This window comes from Pantoea sp. 9140 (assembly GCF_000745295.1).
In the GTDB taxonomy this organism is placed as follows: Bacteria; Pseudomonadota; Gammaproteobacteria; order Enterobacterales; family Enterobacteriaceae; genus Pantoea; species Pantoea vagans.
In genome coordinates this window covers 3,610,083-3,631,364 of record NZ_JQNO01000001.1, presented here as the reverse complement: position 1 = coordinate 3,631,364, position 21,282 = coordinate 3,610,083, and the positions used below count along the sequence as shown (strand labels likewise).

The window sequence follows — 21,282 nt, the reverse complement described above, 5'->3', positions numbered from 1 at the left end:
CTTTTTGCGCTTTTGTGCAGCGCCGCACGGGCGGTTGTGGCGGTTGCCAGAAAATCGCTGAATCGGACCCGTCGATCTCTACATCCGCACAATGACCGATGGTTAGCGGCCTATCTATATTTCCAGAAGCGGGAAATCTCAGCGTTATTCCTGAAAAAAAACTCGTGGCGCAACCTGCCGCTTTTTAAGGAATTCAGCTCATGCCTAAAGATGCAACGCCTCAACGGACCACCCATGTCCGCATCGGGATCCTCTGCCTGATCCTGTTTTTGTCAGTCGTGGCTTACGCCGACCGTTCGATCCTCTCGATCTCCGGATCGGCGATCAAAGAGGAGTTCGGCCTGTCAGCAATCCAGCTGGGACTGATCCTCTCTGCTTTCAGCTGGGCCTACGTTATCGGCCAGATCCCCGGTGGACTGTTTCTTGACCGCTTCGGGGCCAAAAAAGTGTATGGCATCACGCTGGCGCTCTGGTCGGTCTCGACACTGGCGATGGGATTTGTGGGTGAATTCTCCAGCGGTATGACCGGCGCACTGATGCTGATGTTTGGTCTGCGCTTTATGCTGGGACTCATTGAGGCACCCAGCTTTCCCGCCAATGCGCGCGTGGTGATTATGTGGTTCCCTGGCGCTGAGCGGGGACGGGCGTCATCACTGTTCAGTTCGGCGCAATATTTTGCCGTCGCCATTTTCTCGCCGCTGTCAGGCTGGCTGGTGTCGCGCTTTGGCTGGGAGTGGCCATTCTTTGTGCTGGGCGGCATCGGCCTGCTGGCGGTGTTTGTCTGGACGGCCTGGATGCGCGAGCCGCGCAATCACCCCGGCGTGTCGGAAAGCGAACTGCGCCACATCATTGACGGCGGCGCGCTGGTGGATATCGACGCGGCGCAGACGCTGAAAGCGCGGCCACCGGTCAGCAAAGCGATGTTCAGAAAGCTGTTTACCAATCGTATGCTCTGGTGCGCCTATCTTGGTCAGTACTGCATCATTGCGCTCAGCTACTTCTTCATTACCTGGTTCCCGATCTATCTGGTGCAGGCACGCGGCATGAACATTATGGAGGCGGGATTCGCCACCATCGCCCCGGCGGTGTTTGGTTTTCTCGGCGGGATCAGCGGCGGTTACCTGTCAGATAAGTTAATCGCCCGGGGCTGGAGCGTCTCATGGGCGCGTAAAACCCCCTATATCGTGGGCATGATGATGGCGTCGAGCCTGGTGCTGGCGGCGATCATTCCCGGTAATGGCGGCATTATCGCTATTATGTCCTTCGCCTTTTTCGGCAAAGGCATCGCGGCGGGCGCAGGCACCTGGACGGTAATCAGCGACACCGCGCCCAAAGAGGCGGTGGGTCTGGCGGGGTCCATTTTTAACGGCATCGGCAATATTGCCGGTTTCACCACGCCGCTGCTGTTCGGCATCATCGTCGGGCTGACCGGCAGCTACAGCATCGGGCTGGCATTTGTGGCGGCACACTGCGTGGTCGCGGCGCTGCTGTTCCTGCTGGTGATGGGACCGATTGAACGCGTCGGCGAAGAGACCAATCGCCCGGCAGCCTATAACCATCAGGAGAAAGAAGATGGCATTAAATCAATGTAAGGTGCTGATCAAAGGGAAATTTCTGCCACCAGAGCTGATTGCGAATATCGAAAATGCGTTCACCGCCTTCCGGCTATGGGAGGCGGACGATGAGGCGGCTTTTCTGGCTGAACAGGGTGCTGCCATCGACATACTGGTCACCAGCGGCAACGCGGTGATGGGCGCACCCGCCGCACTGATCGCGGCATTGCCCAACCTCAAAGCGATCTGCAGTAACGGCGTCGGGTATGACAGCATTGATACGGAAGCCGCCCGGTCACGCGGCATTGTCGTCACCAACACGCCCGAGGTGCTGAATGATTGCGTTGCCGACCTGGGCATGGCGCTGCTGCTGGATGTGGCGCGCCGCATCAGTGAGGCCGATCGCTTCACGCGTGCCGGGCACTGGACGCAGGGTCGCTTTCCGCTGAGCAGTAAAATTGGCGGCAAGGTGTGCGGTATCGTCGGGCTGGGCAATATCGGCCAGGCGGTAGCCAGGCGCGCACAGGCGTTTGATATGCAGATTCACTATTACAACCCGCGTTCACGCCCCGACGTGCCCTTTACCCGGCATGAGAGCCTGATAGCGCTGGCGCAGCAGGCCGATTTTCTGGTGCTTACGCTGCCGGGCGGGGCCGCAACGCGGCATATCATTAACGCAGATGTGCTGCGGGCGCTGGGTCCGCAGGGTTATCTGATCAACATCGCGCGCGGCAGCGTGGTGGATCAGCAGGCGCTGTTGGCGGCGCTGGAAACCGGGCAGATCGCCGGTGCCGGACTGGATGTTTTTGAACAGGAGCCGCAGGTGCCTGACGAATTGCGTCAGCGCGACAATGTGGTGATTACGCCACATATCGCCAGCAGCACCCACGAAACCATGGCGGCGATGGCCGATCTGGTGTTTGAGAACATGCTGGCGTTTGCTCGTGGAGAGCCGGTGCTGACCCGCGTAGTCTAACGGCAACAACGACTTAACCATGATGGACAGAGAGTGAGGCAGGAGGCCTCTCCTCTGACCACTCGCCCGCACGCCGCCTCCGCACAAAACAGCCTGAAGAATATTTGTCCAGCTGCCGATATCACCTTACCACCCGCTGATCGTAAGGAGTGATAGCGTGATAAAGCTGATTACCATTGATGAACTGCGCCCAGGGATGTTTATCCACAAGCTGGAGGTCTGGTGGATAAAGGACCAGCGCATTCATAATCAGATGCTGATCACCGATCCACGACAAATCGCCACGTTACGCAGTGAAGGGATCCGCCAGCTCTGGATCGACCTCGATCGTTCCGTGCAGGCGCCGATCTCCACCTCGATCGCGAAAAGAACCATTGGCCGCACCCCGTTTTTTCAGGAGCTGGACCAGGCACAGCTGATCTTTCAGCAGGGCAAACCGAAAGTACTGGCGATGTTCAACGAAGCGCGGCTGGGCAACGGCCTGAAGCTCGATTATATGATGGATCTGGTGGATGAAATCGCCGGCTCGATCACGCGTGAACCCTCAGCGATGCTCAGCGTGGCACGGCTGAAAAATCATGATGACTACACCTATCTGCACTCTATGGCGGTCTGCGGGCTGATGATTGCGCTGGGTAAAAAACTCGGGCTGGATGAGCAGCAGCTGCGTCGGGTGGGCATGGGCGGTTTACTGCATGATGTGGGCAAAGCCGCTGTGCCGCTGGCGATCCTGAACAAAGCAGGCAAGCTGACGGAAGAGGAGTTCAGGGTGATGCGCGAGCATCCGGTGGTGGGTACGCAGATGCTGATTGAAGCCGACGCCGATGACGATCTGCTCGATATCGCCCTGCATCATCATGAAAAATATGATGGCAGCGGCTATCCGCACCGTCTGAAAGGCGAGGCGATTTCGTTCTACGCCCGGATGGCAGCGGTGTGTGATGTCTACGATGCTGTCACCTCAACCCGCTCCTATCGCAACGGCTGGACACCGGCAGAGGCGATGCACCAGATGCTGAGCTGGCGCGGCCACTTCGATCCGGGCCTGCTGCACACCTTCGTGCGAACTATCGGCATCTATCCGGTGGGATCGCTGGTGCGTCTGGCCTCCGGCCGGGTGGCGCTGGTGGTGAAAGCGGGGGAAAAATCGCTGATGCGTCCCTGTGTGCACGTCTTCTGGTCGCTGCACGCCCAGCGTGAAGTGAAACCGGAGGAGCTCGACCTCGGCGACAGTTTCTGCACCGACAGCATTGTGGGCGCAGAGGACAGTACGCTATGGGGTAACGTCGATCTCAATCGCATCTGGGCGCTGGAAGTCGCCTGATTTTTCGCCATTTTTACACTATTTTTACGCCCGCCCGCTGCATTTTAACCTCTTCTTTATACGTCTCCGCGCAAGCTAAGCCATAAATCCAATCCTCTGGAGGTTCCTGTGAGCGTGGGCGTAATAACCGGCATTGTGCTGGTGGTGTTGTTACTGGGCTATCTGATCTATGCCCTGTTAAATGCGGAGGCCTTCTGATGGCGGCCAATGCTTTTTTACTCATCGCATTTTATCTGGTGCTGCTGATGGTGCTGGCACAGCCGCTTGGCCGGGGTCTGGCCGCGTTAGTGGCTGATAAACCGGTGTTTGCCCGTTTTGAAGCGCCGCTGTGGCGACTGCTGGGCGCGCAGCAATCGGAGATGCGCTGGCCGCACTACCTGCTGGCGATACTGCTGTTTAACGCGCTGGGCTTCGTGGTGCTGCTGGCCATACTGCTGTTGCAGGGCTCGCTGCCGCTGAATCCGCAGCAGCTGCCTGGCCTGAGCTGGCATCTGGCGCTCAACACCGCTGTGAGCTTCGTCACTAACACCAACTGGCAGTCCTACAGCGGCGAAAGCACCCTGAGCTATTTCAGCCAGATGGTGGGCCTGACGGTGCAGAACTTCCTCTCTGCCGCAACCGGGATCGCCGTGGCGTTTGCGCTGATCCGGGGTTTCGCTAATCGCAGCTCTGCATCCCTGGGTAACGCCTGGCGCGACCTGACACGCATCACGCTCTACGTCTTACTGCCGATCAGCCTGCTGATGGCGCTGTTCTTTGTCAGTCAGGGCAGCATTCAGAACTTCGCGCCTTACCACAGCTTCACCACGCTGGAAGGCGTACAGCAGACGCTGTCGATGGGGCCGGTGGCGTCGCAGGAAGCGATTAAAATGCTGGGCACCAATGGGGGCGGCTTCTTTAACGCCAACTCCGCCCATCCGTTTGAAAACCCGACGGTGCTGACCAACCTGGTGCAGATGCTGAGCATCTTCCTGATCCCGGCCGCGCTCTGCTTTGCGTTTGGCGAAAGCGTGCGTGACCGTCGTCAGGGCCACATGCTGCTGTGGGCGATGACGCTGATGTTTGTCGCGGCGGTCGCCGTCGTGATGTGGGCCGAACTGCAGGGCAACCCGCATTTCCTCCAGCTGGGTGCCGACAGCGCCGTCAACATGGAAGGCAAAGAGACGCGCTTTGGCATTCTTAACAGCAGCCTGTTCGCGGTCATTACCACCGCGGCCTCCTGCGGTGCGGTCAGTGCCATGCACGACTCCTTTACCGCACTGGGCGGCATGGTGCCGATGTGGCTGATGCAGCTGGGCGAAGTAGTGTTTGGCGGCGTCGGTGCCGGTCTCTACGGCATGCTGCTGTTTGTGCTGCTGGCGGTATTTATCGCCGGGCTGATGATTGGCCGTACCCCGGAGTTCCTGGGTAAAAAAGTCGACGTGTGGGAGATGAAAATGACCGCGCTGGCGATTCTGGTCACCCCGGCGCTGGTGCTGATCGGCACCGCGCTGGCGATGATGACCGACGCTGGTCGCAGCGCAATGGCGAACCCCGGCATTCACGGCTTTAGCGAAGTGCTCTACGCCGTTTCCTCGGCGGCTAACAACAACGGCAGCGCCTTTGCCGGACTGAGTGCTAACACGCCGTTCTGGAACCTGTTACTGGCGGTCTGCATGCTGCTGGGCCGCTTCGGCATCATCATTCCGGTGATGGCGATTGCCGGTGCGATGGCGGTGAAAAAAGTGCAGCCGGTGGGTAACGGCACGCTGCCCACCCACGGCCCGCTGTTTATTGCCTTACTCATCGGCACGGTGCTGCTGGTGGGCGCACTGACCTTTATTCCTGCTCTGGCGCTGGGCCCGGTGGCTGAGCATCTGCAACTTGTTCAGGGACAATCCTCATGAGTCGTCAACAACAGGCGTTATTTGACGCAGCCCTGCTGCGTACCTCGGCCTGGGATGCGGTGAAAAAGCTCGATCCGCGGGTACAGTTCCGTAATCCGGTGATGTTTGTGGTCTGGCTCGGCAGCGTGCTGACCACGCTGCTGGCGCTGGCAATGTTATTCGGCAGGATCAGCGGCAGCGCCAGCTTTACCGGCGCGATTGCACTCTGGCTCTGGTTCACCGTGCTGTTCGCCAACCTGGCGGAGGCGCTGGCAGAAGGGCGCAGCAAGGCCCAGGCCAGCAGCCTGAAAGGGGTCAAAAAGACCAGCTTTGCTAAAAAACTGTCAGCGGCGCGCTATGGCGCGGAGTGGCAGCAGGTCAGCGCCGATGCGCTGCGTAAAGGCGACGCGGTGCTGGTCGAAGCGGGTGACATCATTCCCTGCGACGGTGAAGTGATGGAGGGCGGTGCCTCAGTGGATGAGAGCGCGATTACCGGTGAATCTGCACCGGTCATCCGTGAGTCAGGCGGTGACTTCGCCTCTGTGACGGGCGGTACGCGTATTCTCTCTGACTGGCTGGTGATCACCTGTAGCGCCAACCCGGGCGAAACCTTCCTTGACCGGATGATCGCCATGGTGGAAGGGGCGAAGCGCCGTAAAACCCCGAATGAGATCGCCCTGACCATCCTGCTGGTGTCACTGACCATCGTGTTCCTGCTGGCGACTGTCACACTCTGGCCGTTCTCGGCATGGGGCGGCACGCCGGTCAGCATCACCGTGCTGGTGGCGCTGCTGGTCTGTCTGATCCCGACCACTATCGGCGGCCTGCTGTCGGCGATTGGTGTGGCGGGAATGAGCCGGATGCTGGGTGCGAACGTCATTGCGACCAGTGGACGTGCGGTGGAAGCCGCAGGCGATGTGGATGTGCTGATGCTGGACAAAACCGGCACCATCACGCTGGGTAACCGTCAGGCGACCCAGTTCCTGCCCGCGCCGGGCGTCAGCGAAGAGCAGCTGGCCGACGCCGCGCAGCTCGCCTCGCTGGCTGATGAAACGCCAGAGGGTCGCAGCATCGTGGTGCTGGCGAAGCAGCGCTTTAATCTGCGTGAGCGCGATCTCAGCAGCATGGGCGCGAGCTTTATTCCGTTCTCAGCCCAGACCCGCATGAGTGGCGTAAACGTGCAGGAGCGGCTGATCCGCAAGGGCGCGGTCGATGCGGTCCGCCGTCATATCGAAGCGAACCATGGCCGTTTCCCTGCCGAGGTCAATGCGCAGGTGGAAGAGGTGGCACGCAGTGGCGGCACGCCACTGGTGGTGTCCGAGGGCGCGAACGTGCTGGGCGTGGTGGCGCTGAAAGATATCGTGAAAGGCGGCATCAAAGAGCGCTTTGCCGAACTGCGCAAAATGGGCATTAAAACAGTGATGATCACCGGCGATAACCCGCTGACCGCCGCGGCCATTGCGGCGGAAGCGGGCGTGGATGACTTCCTGTCAGAGGCGACCCCGGAAGCCAAGCTGGCGCTGATCCGCCAGTATCAGGCAGAAGGACGGTTAGTGGCGATGACCGGCGACGGCACCAACGATGCACCTGCCCTGGCGCAGGCGGATGTGGCGGTGGCGATGAACTCCGGTACACAGGCGGCGAAAGAGGCGGGCAACATGGTCGATCTCGACTCGAACCCGACCAAGCTGCTGGAAGTGGTGCACATCGGTAAACAGATGCTGATGACGCGCGGTTCCCTGACCACTTTCAGTATCGCCAACGACGTGGCGAAATATTTCGCCATTATTCCGGCGGCGTTTGCGGCGACCTATCCGCAGCTTAACATGCTCAACGTGATGCAGCTGCACTCGCCCGCCAGCGCGATTCTGTCGGCGGTGATCTTTAACGCCCTGGTGATTATCTTCCTGATCCCGCTGGCCCTGAAAGGCGTCAGCTACCGCCCGCTGAGTGCCGCTGCGCTGCTGCGCCGCAACCTGCTGATTTACGGTCTGGGTGGCCTGCTGGTGCCGTTTGTCGGCATCAAAGCGATCGATCTGCTGTTAGTGCTTTCAGGCATGGCCTGAGGAGAAAAAAATGAGTCAGTTACGTCCGGCAATTTTACTGTTGTTGCTGCTTACGCTTGTTACCGGCGTGGTTTATCCTTTCCTCACCACCGGGCTGGCGCAGTGGCTGTTTCCGGCCCAGGCCAATGGCTCGCTGCTGGAAGAAGATGGCGTGGCGCACGGATCCGCGCTGATTGGGCAGAACTTTACCCAGCCCGGCTATTTCTGGGGCCGTCCTTCAGCCACCAGTGATAAAGCCTATAACCCGCTGGCCTCGGGAGGCAGTAATCTGGCCGCCAGCAACCCGGCGCTGGATAAAGCGGTCGCCGACCGCGTCGCTGCACTGCGTGCCGCCAATCCGCAGGCACCGGGCGCGGTGCCGGTTGAGCTGGTGACGGCTTCCGCCAGCGGGCTGGACCCGGATATTTCGGCCCAGGCTGCCCTGTGGCAGGCTCCGCGTGTCGCTGCCAGCCGCAACGTGCCGGTCGCGCAGGTCGAGGCGCTGATTGAAAAGATGACGCATCGTCCGCTGATGCCCTTCCTCGGCACGCCGACTCTCAACGTGCTGCAGCTGAACATGGCCCTCAACGAACGGTAATGGTGTTAAGGAAGCGATGAACCACGAACCCCAGCGTCCCGATCCCGACGCGCTGCTGCAGGCTAACCGCGAAAGTCATCGCGGGCAGCTGAAGATTTACTTTGGTGCCTGTGCGGGCGTGGGCAAAACCTACGCCATGCTGCAGGAGGCACAGCGGCTGCGTGCGCAGGGTCTGGATGTGCTGATTGGCGTGGTAGAAACCCACGAACGGCCGGAAACCGCGCAGCTGCTGACAGGCTTAACCCTGCTGCCGCGGCGCGCAACCGGTCGCTCGCGTCATGCGGAGTTTGATCTTGATGCTGCGCTGGCCCGCCATCCGGCCGTGATTCTGATGGATGAGCTGGCGCACACCAACGTGCAGGGCTCGCGCCATCCCAAGCGCTGGCAGGATATCGAAGAGCTGCTGGAAGCGGGCATCGACGTGCTGACCACTGTGAACGTGCAGCATCTTGAGAGCCTCAACGATGTGGTCGGCGGGGTTACCGGCATTCAGGTGCGCGAAACCGTGCCCGATCCCTTTTTCGACAGCGCTGATGAAGTGGTGCTGGTCGATCTGCCGCCCGACGATCTGCGGCAGCGGCTGAAAGAGGGCAAAGTCTACATTGGCGACCGCGCGGAACGCGCCATCGAAAACTTTTTCCGCAAAGGTAACCTGTTCGCCCTGCGTGAACTGGCCCTGCGTCGCACTGCCGATCGGGTGGACGACCAGATGCGCGCCTGGCGCGATCAGCAGGGACGGGATCGCGTCTGGCACACCCGCGACGCCATTCTGCTCTGCATTGGTGACGACAGTGGCAGTGAAAAGCTGGTGCGTACCGCTGCCCGGCTGGCGGCACGGCTCGGCAGTGAATGGCACGCGGTCTATGTCGAAACACCCCGGCTTAACCGGCTGCCCGAAGCGCGGCGACGGGCGATTCTGCGCACCTTACAGCTGGCGCAGGAGCTGGGTGCGGAAACGGCCACGCTGTCGGAACCGGATGAAGCGGAAGCGGTGCTGGGCTACGCCCGCGAGCACAACCTGGGCAAAATCGTCACCGGTCGTCGCCCGCTGCGACGCTGGCGGCGTGACAGTTTTGCCGAACGTCTGGGCCAGCTCGGCCCCGATCTCGACCTGCTGGTTGTCGCACTGGATGAGCCGCTGAAGGATGCGCCGCATCCGCTGCCGGATGGCCGCGTGACCAGTGAAAAATGGCGCATTCAGCTGCGCGGCGTGATGATGGCGCTGGTGCTCTGCATCGTCGTCACCGCAGCCGGACAGTCGGTACTGATCAATTTCGACCCTGCCAACTGTGTGATGATCTACCTGCTGGCGGTGGTGATCGTGGCGCTGCGCTATGGCCGCTGGCCGTCGGTGATCGCCACGGTGATGAATATCGTCGCCTTCGACCTCTTTTTTGTGGCCCCCACCGGCACGGTGGCGGTCTCCGACCTGCAATATCTGGTGACCTTTGGCGTAATGCTGGCGGTGGGCGTCATTGTCGGCAACCTTACGGCAGGCGTGCGTTATCAGGCGCGGGTGGCGCGCTACCGCGAGCAGCGGGCGCGGCAGCTCTACGAGATGGCAAAATCGCTGGGCAGCGCGCTGACGCCGCAGGATATCGCCGCCACCAGCCAGCGGGTGCTCGACGCCACTTTGCAGGCGCGCTGCCTGCTGTTGCTGCCGGATGAGCAGGGTGAGCTGCAACCGGTGGGCGAGGCGTTACCGGCCAGCGAACCGGATCGCGCCATCGCGAAATGGAGTTACAGCAAAGGCCAGCCTGCGGGCGCGGGCACCGATACCTTACCGGCGGTGCCTTATCAGATCCTGCCGCTGAAAAGCGGCGCGCACTGCCGGGGTCTGCTGGTGGTGGAGCCGCAGAACCTGCGTCAGCTGATGATCCCCGAACAGCAGCGGCTGGTAGAAACCTTTACGGTACTGATTGCCAATGCGCTGGAGCGGATGGCACTGTCGCACAGCGAGGCGGCCTCCCGGCTCTCGGCCGAGCGTGAACAGCTGCGCAATGCGCTGCTGTCGGCGCTGTCGCACGACCTGCGCACGCCGTTAACGGTGCTGTTTGGTCAGGCGGAAATGCTGATGCTCGACCTGGCCAGCGACAACTCAAAATATGTGCCGCAGGCCAGCCAGATCCGCGAGCAGACGCTGAGCACCATCCGGCTGGTGAGCAACATGCTGGATATGGCGCGCATTCAGTCGGGCGGCCTCAACCTGCGTGAAGAGTGGCTGGCGTTGGAAGAGGTGATTGGCGGCGCGCTGAGCAGCATGGCACCGTCGCTGAAAGGGCATGAGGTTCAGCTCGATCTGCCGGATGACATTGTGCTGATTAAAGGCGACAGCACGCTGCTGGAACGCGTCTTCACCAACCTGATTGAGAACAGCCTGAAGTATGCCGGTAACAGCGCGCCGCGTGGCATCCGCGCCTGGCGTGCTGCGACACGGCTGGAGATTGCGGTCTGGGACAGCGGACCGGGCATTGCGGAAGACGATTTAACCCGGATATTCGATAAATTCTGGCGCGGTGATAAAGAGTCGGCGGTGCCGGGCGTCGGGCTGGGACTGGCAATCTGTAAAACCATTATCGAGAGCCACGGCGGCCGGATCTGGGCAGAGAATAGACCCGAAGGCGGCGCAGCCTTTCGTCTCTCACTGCCGCTGCCGCCGGTCCCTGAAATTTCTGACGAAGGGCTGAAATAACTTCACAGTGGATCGGTTATACTTCCGGACCTGTTTGATTATTCGTGGGATTGTATGGAACGTTTTACCGAAAACCTGATGTATGCATCGCGCTGGTTGCTGGCTCCGGTTTACATTGGACTTTCGCTGGGATTGCTGGCGCTGACCATTAAATTTTTCCAGGAAATTTTCCACCTGCTGCCCAACATTTTCAGCATTGCGGAAAACGATCTGATCCTGCTGCTGCTGTCGCTGGTGGATATGACGCTGGTGGGCGGCCTGCTGGTGATGGTAATGCTGTCGGGTTATGAGAACTTCATCTCCAAGCTTGATATCGACGAAGACAAAGAGAAGCTGAGCTGGCTGGGCAAGATGGACTCCGGCTCACTGAAAAACAAAGTCGCGGCTTCTATCGTGGCCATCTCCTCGATTCACCTGCTGCGGGTGTTTATGGAAGCGCGCAACGTCGAAAACGACAAGCTGATGTGGTACGTGATTATCCACCTGACCTTTGTGCTCTCGGCCTTTGTGATGGGCTGGCTGGACAAAATGTCGCGCTACGATAAAAAGTAATTTATCACCTGGCGACCCGCTGACGCGGGCGCCTGCTTTATCCCTTCCGCTCTGCTTCCCCTGAACGACCTGCCGGCTGCGACGCCGGGCGCGTGCCCGCCAGCTGTGGCATCACCTCTTTGATCATGGCAAAAAAGTGTTGCAGCCTGGCCGGGTAGTAACTCGCCCAGGGATAGGTCAGCCATACCGGCAGCGGTGGGGCCTGCCAGGCGGGCATCAGCTGAACCAGACTGCCGTCCGCTAAATCGTCCTGCACCGCCCACGAGGAGACAATCGCCGCGCCCATTCCGGCCAGCGCCGCTTTGCGCACCGCATATAAGCTGTCGCTGCTCAGCCGGGGCGTAATCGCCAGGTTCACCGGCTGACCGTCGTCAATCTTCTGCAACGCCACTTCATTACGGTAAAAGCTGGTCAGCGCCAGCCACGGCAGATCGCGCAGCTGTTCCACACGTTCTATCGGCGGATGCTGCGCCAGCAGTTGCGGGGCTGCCACCACAATGCGCGGCACTTCGGCCAGCAGTATCGCCACCACCGAAGGATCGGTGGGCGCACCGACCTGAATGGCGCAGTCCACGTTCTCCGCCATGAAGTCGGGCGTGCGGTCATTCAGCATCCACTCGATATTGAGGCGGGGATAGCGGTGCAGATAGTCCACCAGCGGCGCGATCAGCTGATCCTGACCAAAGGCGTGCGGCGCACGAACCCGCAGCGTACCGACCGGGTCATCGCTGGCACCGGTCAGCTCATCTTCCAGCGCATGCCAGGTCGCCAGCAACTGCCGCGCCTGGGCGTAGCAGCGTTCGCCATCATCGGTGAGTTTCAGCGCATGGGTGGTGCGCAGGATTAGCTTGAGGCCCAGCCGCTGCTCCAGGGTCTGCAATCGGCGGCTGACGGTGGGCTGTGTCGTGCCAAGCTGGGCTGCTGCTGCGGACAGGCTGCCGCTCTCAACGATACGGATAAATGTCTGCATCAGGTCGATGCGATCGCTGCTGTTGGGATTGTTCATACGCGCCACGCATAACGGTTTTGTCTGGTATCAGTCTACCGCGTATAACCACAATGCGCTTTAATGGTTGCACGAAATGATGAGGATTACAGCATGTCAGCCATACAGACTCAGACGCAAAATGAATCGCTCTCTACGCCGCTGGTGTTTACCCTGGCGGCCGGAGCCGGGCTCAGCGTTGCATCGATTTACTACAGCCAGCCGATGCTGGATATCATCAGTAAGCAGTTTAATGCAGGCATCGGCGCAGTTGGCATGGTGCCGATGCTGACTCAGGCGGGCTATGCGCTGGGTATTCTGCTGCTGGCCCCGCTGGGGGATCGTCACGACCGCCGCACCATTATCTTTATCAAAGGCTTACTGCTGGTCGCGGCGCTGCTGCTGTGTGGCTTTTCCGGCGGACTCAGCGCGCTACTGGTTGCCAGTTTTATTACCGGCCTGACCGCCACCGTGGCGCAGGATATTGTGCCCGCGTCGGCGACGCTGGCCCCGGAACGCAGCCGGGGTAAAACGGTCGGCACGGTGATGACCGGACTGCTGGTCGGCATCCTCCTGTCGCGGGTAGTCAGCGGGGTGGTGGCGGAATATTTCGGCTGGCGCACCATGTACATGATCGCCGCACTGGCGGTGCTGCTGATTACGCTGACGCTGTGGCGGGTGCTGCCACGCTTCGCGCCGGGCACCTCAGTGAGCTATCCGCGCCTGTTGCTGTCACTGGTGCATCTGTGGCGTCACCATCAGACGCTGCGCCGCGCCGCGCTGGCTCAGGGTCTGCTCTCTATAGCCTTCAGCGCCTTCTGGTCGACGCTGGCGTTAATGCTCAGCGACCGCTTTCATCTCGACAGTGCGGTGGCGGGGGCGTTTGGTTTAGCCGGGGCAGCAGGCGCTATGGCAGCACCGCTGGCGGGCAGTTTTGCTGACCGCATCGGCCCGGCACGCGTCACGCAGGCCGGTGCCGCGCTGGTGACGATCTCTTTTGCGCTGATGTTTCTGCTGCCACTGCTGCCCATGCCCGCACAGCTGGCGCTGATTGTGGTCTGTACTATCGGCTTTGATTTAGGGGTGCAGGCCACGCTGGTGGCGCATCAGACGCTGGTCTATGGCCTGGCACCGGAAGCACGCAGTCGCCTGAATGCATTGCTGTTTACTGTGGTGTTTATCGGTATGGCGACCGGTGCGGCGCTGGGCAGTCTGGCGCTGGCTCACTGGGGCTGGAATGGCGTCGTTGCGCTCGCCACTTTAGCCGGTGCCGCGGCTCTCGCGGTCCGCTTCGCCAGTCGTCATCTGAAAAACTGACGCCTCGCCCGTCAAAAAATGTGCCAGGCTTATTCATAAACCCGAAATATTTTGGAGTGTTATGAACTTTTTAGCCTGGACAGCAGCGACGGGCGGCCTTCTGCTGCTGATGTCGCTGGCTTCCGGTTGGATTCACCGGGGGCCAGTCACCTCATTTGGTCTGTTCCTGATCGCGGGCATGCTGTGCGGCCCGTGGGGATTTGATGTTATCCACCTCGATATCGTCACCCATTCCGAAGCCGTGGCCCATATCACCGAAATCACCATGGCGGCCTCGCTGTTTATCACCGGTCTCAAGCTGCGTCAGCCGCTGCAGAACAACTGCTGGCACACCGGGCTGAAGCTGGCGTTTCCCGCCATGCTGCTTACCGTTGCCGCGATGACCCTGCTGGCACACTTCCTGGTAGGATTAGACTGGCCGATTGCGCTGGCGTTTGGGGCGATTGTCGCGCCGACCGATCCGGTGCTGGCGAGCTTAATCTCGGTCAACGATGCGCAGGATGATGACTCGCTGCGGGTGGCGATCTCCAGTGAAGCGGGCATGAACGATGGCTCCGCATTACCCCTGCTGATGCTGGCGCTGCTGCTGTTTAATGGCGAGAGCCTGAGTGGCGCGATGCTGGCGCACTGGGGCGCGGTCGAGGTGCTCTGGGCGATTGGCGGCGGTCTGATCATTGGCTTTGTTCTGGGGCAGTTAATCGGCATGCTGGCGACCCGACTGCGCAATGCGAATGGCGACGTTGCGCCCAATGATTTCCTGGCGCTGGCGCTGATAGCCCTCAGTTATTCGCTGGTGGAATACGTGGGTGCCTCCGGCTTCCTGGCCGCCTTCGCCGCCGGACTGGGGTTACGCCGTGCCGAGCTGGGCGTATTCCATCGTCATCAGCCGGAAGACCTCTCTGACGACGAGCGCGTATTGCCCTCTGAGGCGCTGGTGAATCCTAACAAACGCCTGGCGCATCAGGGCGGCAATAATATGGTGAAGTCGATTGGGTTTGTAGTAGGCGACGCGCTCTCTTTTGGCGATACTATTGAACGTTTACTGGCGGCTGGCATGATGGTCGTACTGGGCGTCACACTGGCGCAGCACTGGAACATCTATGGCGTGCTGATTGGGCTGGTACTGTTTGCCGTAGTACGACCGATGGCCGTCTGGCTGGTGACGCTGCGCGCCGGACTGCCGCTCGGGCAGCGCTTGCTGATTGGCTGGCTGGGCATCCGGGGAATTGGCAGCCTGAACTACATCGCCTATGCCTGGACGCACGGCATGCAAGGCCCGCAGATGGAAATCATGACGAATATAGCGTTAACGCTGGTGGTCTGCAGCGTGGTGGTTCACGGCACCACCGTGACGCCGCTGCTGAACTGGCGTCAGAAGCGCCTCGAAGCCCTTCAGCGCAAGGTTTAACCTGAACGAACAGGAGTTAAAAATGAAAGTCACTCAGATAGTGCTGCTAAGCCTCCTTGCCTCCGGCAGCGCGCTGGCAGCGGACGACGCTGATACTGAGCAGAATGTTTACGCCAGTCAGTTGTGCCACATTGTCAGCGGCGAGAAAAAGGTCGCCACTGCAGATCATTACGTCGAGCAGATGAAATCGACCGTGGCGGGCGGCCAGTCACCGTCGGCGATGAATCAGCCGGAATTTGATGAAGAGTCCGCGCGTGAAGTGGCCAGTGCCTGGCTGCAACTTGGCGATGATGAGCGGGCCAAACTGCGCGTCAACGAACAGCAGTGTGAACAGGCCGTGATGGCGCAGTTCCAGCAGGAAGATTAACCATACGGAATGAAATAAAAACGCGCCTGCCCGGCGCGTTTTTTTATGGCTTTCCTGGGGCTATTGCGTACATAATCGCCACCCATGGCACCAGACTTGCATCTGTTACTTCTTCTGTAGCCTGCCGCAACGGCTTGCTCATTACTCTGGCATCACACAACAGGCATTATGATTACGCGTCGACGCTTTATTCTCGGCACGGGAGCGCTCGGGCTCTCCATGACCACCGGCAAATTATTTGCCCGCGATGACATTATTCCCCTCTGGCCGGACGATCCGCCCGGCGGCGGCGGCCCATCCGGCCAGTTGCATATTAACAGCAGTGGATCCTGGTCAAATATCGTCAGCCCGGCGATTCAGCGGTTTAAACCAGAAAATCCGAATGGCGAAGCGGTATTAATCGCCGCAGGCGGCGGGTATCGCTGGATCGGCATGGCGCGTGAAGCCTGGCCGGTAGCGCGCTGGCTGAATGCCAGTGGCTATACTGCCTATGTGCTCAGCTACCGGTTGCCGCATGAGAAGTGGCAGGCGGGTCGGCTGGCGCCACTGCAGGATGCGCAACGCGCCATCCGGCTGGTGCGATCTTTCGAACGCAAGGTGCATGTGCTCGGCTTCTCGGCGGGTGGACATCTGCTTGGGCTGGCGGCGGCGCGGCCAGACTTTGAATCTTATCCGGCCATCGATCCGCTGGATGAAGTGGTGCCGAAAGTCGACAGCGTGGGCCTGATCTATCCGGTCATCACCCTGGAAGCCCCTTATCAGCACACCAATACGCATCTGATGATGGTCGGCAAAAATGCCACGCCGCAGGATGAGGCGAACTGGTCAGTGCAGAACTACGTGACCCGGCAATATCCGCCGACGTTTCTGGCGCAGGCCGAGGACGATCACACCTCCAATCCGTTTAACACCGAGCTGATGCGCGACACCTGTCGCCGCAACCGCGTGCCGGTTGAGCTGATTCAGATCAGCAAAGGCGGACACGGATTTGGCCTCGGCAAAGCGGGAACGCCCGCAGCGTTGTGGGATCAGGCGTATGTCCGCTGGCTGGATCGCGTAAGCTGAATTGCACTGACGCGGTGCTGCACTGCACGGTCAGAAAGCGGAAGTGGATACGGCATAATAAAACAGGCGACCTTAAGGTCGCCTGTTCTGTTTCTGAAGCCCGGTGCGGATTAACGCATCGTCACAAACTCTTCCGCTGCGGTCGGGTGGATCGCCACGGTGTTATCGAAGTCTTTCTTGGTCGCGCCCATCTTCAGCGCCACGGCGAAGCCCTGCAGCATCTCATCCATACCGGATCCGATGCCGTGAATGCCGACGATCTTCTCATCGGCACCCACACACACCAGCTTCATGCGGCACGGCTGACGATGCTGGGTGACCGCGGTGTACATGGCGGTAAACGACGATTTATAGACCTTCACCTGATCGTCTCCATACTGTTCGCGCGCCTGCGGCTCGGTCAGTCCTACGGTGCCGATCGGCGGATGGCTGAACACCACGGTCGGCACGTTGCTGTAATCCAGATGCTCGTCCGGCTTGTTGTTAAACAGACGTTCAGAGAGACGACGTCCGGCGGCAACCGCAACCGGCGTCAGCTCAACCGCACCGGTGTTGTCGCCTACGGCGTAGACGCCTGAGACATTGGTGTTCTGGAATTTATCAACGCTGATATAGCCTTTCTCGTTCAGCGCCACGCCTGCGGCCTGAATATTGAGATTGTCCGTTTCAGGCTCACGGCCAATCGCCCAGACCAGGCAATCCACAGTGTAGTCGCTGCCATTTTCCAGCTGCAGCGTCAGGCTGCCATCGCTGTTTTTGATCACAGCCTTAGGAATGGCTTCGGTATGCAGCGCCGGGCCTTCGGTGTTCATCACTTCGACCAGCGTCTCGGTGAGCAGCGGATCGAAACTGCGCAGCGGCGCGTGTTTACGCACGAACAGGTGGGTTTCTGACCCCAGCGCGTTCACGACGCCCGCCAGCTCAACCGCGATGTAGCCCGCGCCGACAACCGCGGTACGTTTTGGCAGTGCGTCCAGCTCGAAGAAGCCGTCGGAATCAATGCCGTACTCCGCACCCGGAATAGAAGGGTGAACCGGACGACCGCCGGTGGCGATCAGAATGTGGTTAGCCGTAATAATCTCGCCGTTCACTTCAACGCTGTGCGCATCGACAAAGCGGGCAAAGCCTTTGATCACTTCAACTTTGTTTTTACCCAGCACGTTGTCATAAGAGCTGTGGATGCGATCGATATAGGCGCTGCGGTTTTTGACCAGCGTGGCCCAGTCAAAGCGATTGACGGTGGTGTCGAAGCCATAATCCGGGCCATAAAGATGGATAGCTTCGGCGATTTGCGCGGCGTGCCACATGATTTTCTTCGGCACGCAACCCACGTTCACGCAGGTGCCACCCAGCTCTTTTGCTTCAATCAGGGCGCATTTCTGGCCATACATAGCCGCACGATTAATCGAGGCGATGCCGCCGCTGCCGCCGCCAATGGCGAGATAGTCGAAATGTCGGGTCATTGAAGTATCCATCCGGTTGCATAAAAAATTGGGGTTGAGTGTAACGCTGCGGGTCGAAATGACGCAAAGTTTGCGCCTATGATTGTAATAGGGTTCTGTTTTTTCACTCGCTTACAGGGAAGCATACCATGCACCTTACTTTTCTTGGCACCGGCGGCGGTGCTCCCAGCCTGCAACGTAACGTGACCTCCATTGCCTTTACCCGCGCGCTGAGTGGTGAAACCTGGCTGTTCGACTGCGGGGAGGGCACGCAGTTACAGTTTATGCGCTCCAGCCTGAAACCGGGAAAGCTGGATAAGATTTTTATCACCCATCTGCATGGCGATCATATCTTCGGCTTGCCGGGCTTACTCACCAGCCGGTCGATGGCCGGACTGACCTCACCGATGACGGTTTATGGCCCCAGAGGATTGAAGAACTTTGTTGAGACGGCGCTGTCGATCAGCGGTTCCTACACCGACTACCCGCTGAACATTGTTGAAATTGAGGCGGGCTGGACGCTGGATGACGGTGAGTTTCGTATCAGTGCCTGGCCGCTGAGCCATCCGGTGGAGTGTTTTGGCTATCGCATTGAACAGCATGACAAACCCGGCCTGCTGGATGCCGAGCGGCTGAAAGCCGAAGGCGTGCCCCGCGGCCCGTGGTTCCAGCAGCTGAAGCAGGGGGAATGTGTGACGCTGGAAGATGGGCGGGTAATTAACGGCGCTGACTACCTTGGCCCGGCGACACCCGGTAAAAAGCTGGCCATCTTTGGCGATACGGCTCCCACGGAGGTTGCGCTGCAGCTGGCGGCGGAGGTTGACCTGATGGTGCATGAAACCACGCTGGAGGCGGCGATGGTGGAGAAAGCCAACGGGCGCGGGCACTCCACAACCCTGCAGGCGGCGGAGGTGGCAAAGCGCGCCGGGGCAAAGCGGATGATCGCCACCCATTTCAGCTCCCGCTATCTGGCAAAGGACATGAGCCGCCTGCTGGCGGAGTGCCAGACCATTTTCCCCCGCACCGAGCTGGCCTCGGACCTGGCGGTGTTTACGGTTTAGTGATGCAGCGCCGGATAAGTAAACAGCAGCAGATGAGTGAGGTTAAGCGCGAAGTGCAGGGCGGCTGCCAGCCATAAGCGGCCGCTCCAGTGCCACGCCAGACCATAAAGCAGCCCGGCCAGCGTCGCGAAAACTACCAGCAGTACGCCGCCGGTTGCATGCGCCAGCCCGAACAGCAGCGTGCTAATCAGCAGCGCGGGCAACCCACCCAGCTTCTCGCTCAGCCGCTGTTGCAGATAGCCCCGGAACAGCGCCTCTTCGGCCAGCGAGACAAAGAACAGATTCGCCAGCATAAACGCGGGCAGCCAGGGCGGAAAATGAGGCTCCACGGCCAGACCGCCCAGCAGCACGGCGCTACCCAGCAGCAGCGGCACGGCGGCGATTAATGCCAGCGCAGCGATCCACGGATAACGTGGTGGACAGGCCCGGGCGCGGAACAGCGTCGGCAGGCAGGCCAGTAGCACAAAGGGGATCAGCGCTTTATCGAAGTTGAAGGAGAAACTGAACGGCAGGCTCTGTACGCCCACCTTAACCTCATCGACGACGAGGGGATTGTGAAAGCCGGGAAAAAGATGGAGGAACAATCCCAGCGAAATCAGCACCAGCAGCGCTTCACTCAGAATGTGCTGCCGGGAACGGATTGGGTCAAAGCGGCGCAGCGCGACCAGTGCCGCGATCCCGGCCAGCAGCGGCAGCACTGGCCATGTCAGGACGTCGTGATAAAACCCCAGCAGCGCAGCGAGCGCTAACAGCAGTAGCGCCAGCCGCCGGGCGGGTTGCAGCGCGCCCAGCGCGCCTGCCAGCAGAATCCACATAATCGGTTATTCAGGAACGATCTGGTTCACCACGAAGTGACCGGTACCGGCCGGAACCAGTTTTTTGTGCAGCCATGGCAGCAGGGTATTCATCTGATCGGCCAGCTTCCACGGCGGGTTAATCACGATCATGCCGGAGGCGGTCATGCCGCGCTGATCGCTGTCCGGACGGGCAGCCAGTTCGATCTGCAGGATATTGCGGATGCCGGTTGCTTCCAGGTCGCGCAGCATGTGTTTGATCTGCTGACGTAACACCACCGGATACCACAGCGCAAAGATGCCGGTGCCAAACCGTTTATGACCTTCCTGAATGCCTTTCACCACTGCCTGGTAGTCGCTTTTCATCTCATAAGGCGGGTCGATCAGCACCAGACCGCGACGCGACGGCGGTGGCAGTTTCGATTTTAACTGCTGATAACCGTCGGCACGGTCGACGCGCGCGCGGTTGTCTTTGCTGAACTCGTTGCGCAGCAGGGGATAGTCGCTGGAGTGCAGCTCGGTGAGTTGCAGCCGGTCATCTTCACGCAGCAGATGACGGGCAATCAGCGGTGAACCCGGATAGTAGCGCAGAGAAGGGCCACGATTCAGCGCACCGATGGCGTCAAAATAGGGTTGCAGCAGTTCCGGTGCATCGGGCTGTTGCCAGATACGCGCGATGCCTTCCAGATATTCACCGGTACGCTCGGCGTGCTCGCCGCTCAGCTGGTAGCGGCCTGCGCCCGCATGGGTATCCAGGTAGAAAAACGGTTTCTCTTTCTCTTTCAGCGCCGTGATGATCAGGCTCAGAACAGTGTGCTTCAGCACGTCGGCGTGGTTGCCCGCATGGAAGCTATGGCGATAACTCAGCATTGTTTATCCTGTTGAATGTATAAGGTTTTAATTGATGGAAAATCAATTTATACCAATTATTACCTCACGTATTACCTACAGAACGACGCACAGCAACCGACGCAGGAAAAGCATGAGAATCCGCGATTATATCAGGGATGGCCTGGCGATGGGCCAGAAGCGTGATAACAAATCGGGATTACAGGGCGCGGCATCCTGTTGCAGGCATGCAGGTACGGAAAGCTGCCCGACGCGCTCATCGCAATCGCAGCCATAGTTTAAAAGCAGCGGGCTTTCGGGTAGGCATTCGCGCGTTTCTTCCCCACCTCATCCTGACCCCCATTGATTTTCACTACACTAAGCCGCATGTTACTTAGATTGCGTTGCGC

Annotated in this window: 18 protein-coding genes; 14 read left to right on the top strand and 4 right to left on the bottom strand. The window is 59.9% G+C overall.

Features of this window, described 5'->3' with window-relative positions:
* The first annotated feature begins 200 nt into the window (after positions 1-200).
* The 9 genes from FA92_RS16880 to FA92_RS16840 all read left to right on the top strand — a co-directional run bounded on the left by FA92_RS16880 (position 201) and on the right by FA92_RS16840 (position 11,605).
* Positions 201-1,592 (top strand): MFS transporter, encoded by a 1,392-nt coding sequence (locus FA92_RS16880; protein ID WP_033784244.1) that lies wholly within the window; start codon positions 201-203, stop codon positions 1,590-1,592.
* Entirely contained in the window at positions 1,573-2,529 is a 957-nt protein-coding gene (locus tag FA92_RS16875) for a 2-hydroxyacid dehydrogenase (RefSeq protein ID WP_033784243.1), read from the top strand. Before FA92_RS16880 ends, FA92_RS16875 begins: the two co-directional genes overlap by 20 nt.
* A gap of 157 nt (positions 2,530-2,686) precedes the next feature.
* The gene (locus FA92_RS16870) at positions 2,687-3,853 is read left to right on the top strand and encodes an HD-GYP domain-containing protein (RefSeq protein WP_033784242.1); all 1,167 of its coding nucleotides are present in this window, start codon (positions 2,687-2,689) and stop codon (positions 3,851-3,853) included.
* A 108-nt stretch (positions 3,854-3,961) separates the two neighbouring features.
* Positions 3,962-4,051: a K(+)-transporting ATPase subunit F gene (kdpF, locus tag FA92_RS16865; RefSeq protein WP_010253443.1), complete on the top strand. Its 90-nt coding sequence runs from the start codon at positions 3,962-3,964 to the stop codon at positions 4,049-4,051.
* Positions 4,051-5,739 carry a potassium-transporting ATPase subunit KdpA gene (gene kdpA / locus FA92_RS16860; protein WP_033784241.1) on the top strand — a complete coding sequence of 563 codons (1,689 nt, stop codon included), beginning with the start codon at positions 4,051-4,053 and terminating at the stop codon, positions 5,737-5,739. The genes kdpF and kdpA overlap by 1 nt, the downstream gene beginning before the upstream one ends.
* The gene (kdpB, locus tag FA92_RS16855) at positions 5,736-7,784 is read left to right on the top strand and encodes a potassium-transporting ATPase subunit KdpB (protein WP_033784240.1); all 2,049 of its coding nucleotides are present in this window, start codon (positions 5,736-5,738) and stop codon (positions 7,782-7,784) included. The genes kdpA and kdpB overlap by 4 nt, the downstream gene beginning before the upstream one ends.
* Before the next feature lie 10 nt (positions 7,785-7,794).
* A complete protein-coding gene (kdpC, locus tag FA92_RS16850) occupies positions 7,795-8,361 on the top strand; it encodes a potassium-transporting ATPase subunit KdpC (RefSeq protein WP_033784239.1) in 567 nt (188 codons plus the stop codon).
* Positions 8,362-8,377: 16 nt separating this feature from the next.
* Positions 8,378-11,053 (top strand): two-component system sensor histidine kinase KdpD, encoded by a 2,676-nt coding sequence (kdpD, locus tag FA92_RS16845; RefSeq protein ID WP_033784238.1) that lies wholly within the window; start codon positions 8,378-8,380, stop codon positions 11,051-11,053.
* 54 nt (positions 11,054-11,107) lie between these two features.
* Complete coding sequence (locus FA92_RS16840) at positions 11,108-11,605, top strand: TIGR00645 family protein (protein WP_003852093.1); 498 nt, start codon at positions 11,108-11,110, stop codon at positions 11,603-11,605.
* Between the two features lie 37 nt (positions 11,606-11,642).
* Here the strand turns inward: FA92_RS16840 and FA92_RS16835 are convergent, their stop codons facing one another.
* Positions 11,643-12,611 carry a LysR family transcriptional regulator gene (locus FA92_RS16835; RefSeq protein WP_033784237.1) on the bottom strand — a complete coding sequence of 323 codons (969 nt, stop codon included), beginning with the start codon at positions 12,609-12,611 and terminating at the stop codon, positions 11,643-11,645.
* 93 nt (positions 12,612-12,704) lie between these two features.
* Between FA92_RS16835 and FA92_RS16830 the strand changes: the two genes are divergently transcribed.
* The 4 genes from FA92_RS16830 to FA92_RS16815 all read left to right on the top strand — a co-directional run bounded on the left by FA92_RS16830 (position 12,705) and on the right by FA92_RS16815 (position 16,747).
* A complete protein-coding gene (locus tag FA92_RS16830) occupies positions 12,705-13,907 on the top strand; it encodes an MFS transporter (protein ID WP_033784236.1) in 1,203 nt (400 codons plus the stop codon).
* 61 nt (positions 13,908-13,968) lie between these two features.
* Positions 13,969-15,315, top strand: a complete 1,347-nt coding sequence (locus FA92_RS16825; protein WP_033784235.1) for a cation:proton antiporter — start codon at positions 13,969-13,971, stop codon at positions 15,313-15,315.
* A gap of 22 nt (positions 15,316-15,337) precedes the next feature.
* Positions 15,338-15,682, top strand: coding sequence for a hypothetical protein (locus FA92_RS16820; protein WP_033784234.1), 345 nt, complete (start codon positions 15,338-15,340; stop codon positions 15,680-15,682).
* 168 nt (positions 15,683-15,850) lie between these two features.
* Positions 15,851-16,747, top strand: a complete 897-nt coding sequence (locus FA92_RS16815) for an alpha/beta hydrolase (RefSeq protein ID WP_013359394.1) — start codon at positions 15,851-15,853, stop codon at positions 16,745-16,747.
* A 110-nt stretch (positions 16,748-16,857) separates the two neighbouring features.
* Here the strand turns inward: FA92_RS16815 and gorA are convergent, their stop codons facing one another.
* Positions 16,858-18,210, bottom strand: a complete 1,353-nt coding sequence (gene gorA, locus FA92_RS16810) for a glutathione-disulfide reductase (RefSeq protein ID WP_033784233.1) — start codon at positions 18,208-18,210, stop codon at positions 16,858-16,860.
* A gap of 128 nt (positions 18,211-18,338) precedes the next feature.
* Here gorA and rnz point away from each other — a divergent pair, with 128 nt between their 5' ends.
* On the top strand, positions 18,339-19,250 hold the full coding sequence (gene rnz, locus FA92_RS16805) for a ribonuclease Z (RefSeq protein ID WP_033784232.1): 912 nt from the start codon (positions 18,339-18,341) through the stop codon (positions 19,248-19,250).
* Here the strand turns inward: rnz and FA92_RS16800 are convergent.
* On the bottom strand, positions 19,247-20,065 hold the full coding sequence (locus tag FA92_RS16800) for a CPBP family intramembrane glutamic endopeptidase (protein ID WP_033784231.1): 819 nt from the start codon (positions 20,063-20,065) through the stop codon (positions 19,247-19,249). The genes rnz and FA92_RS16800 overlap by 4 nt on opposite strands.
* A 6-nt stretch (positions 20,066-20,071) precedes the next feature.
* The gene (locus FA92_RS16795; RefSeq protein WP_033784230.1) at positions 20,072-20,914 is read right to left on the bottom strand and encodes a 23S rRNA (adenine(2030)-N(6))-methyltransferase RlmJ; all 843 of its coding nucleotides are present in this window, start codon (positions 20,912-20,914) and stop codon (positions 20,072-20,074) included.
* Positions 20,915-21,282: the final 368 nt, after the last annotated feature.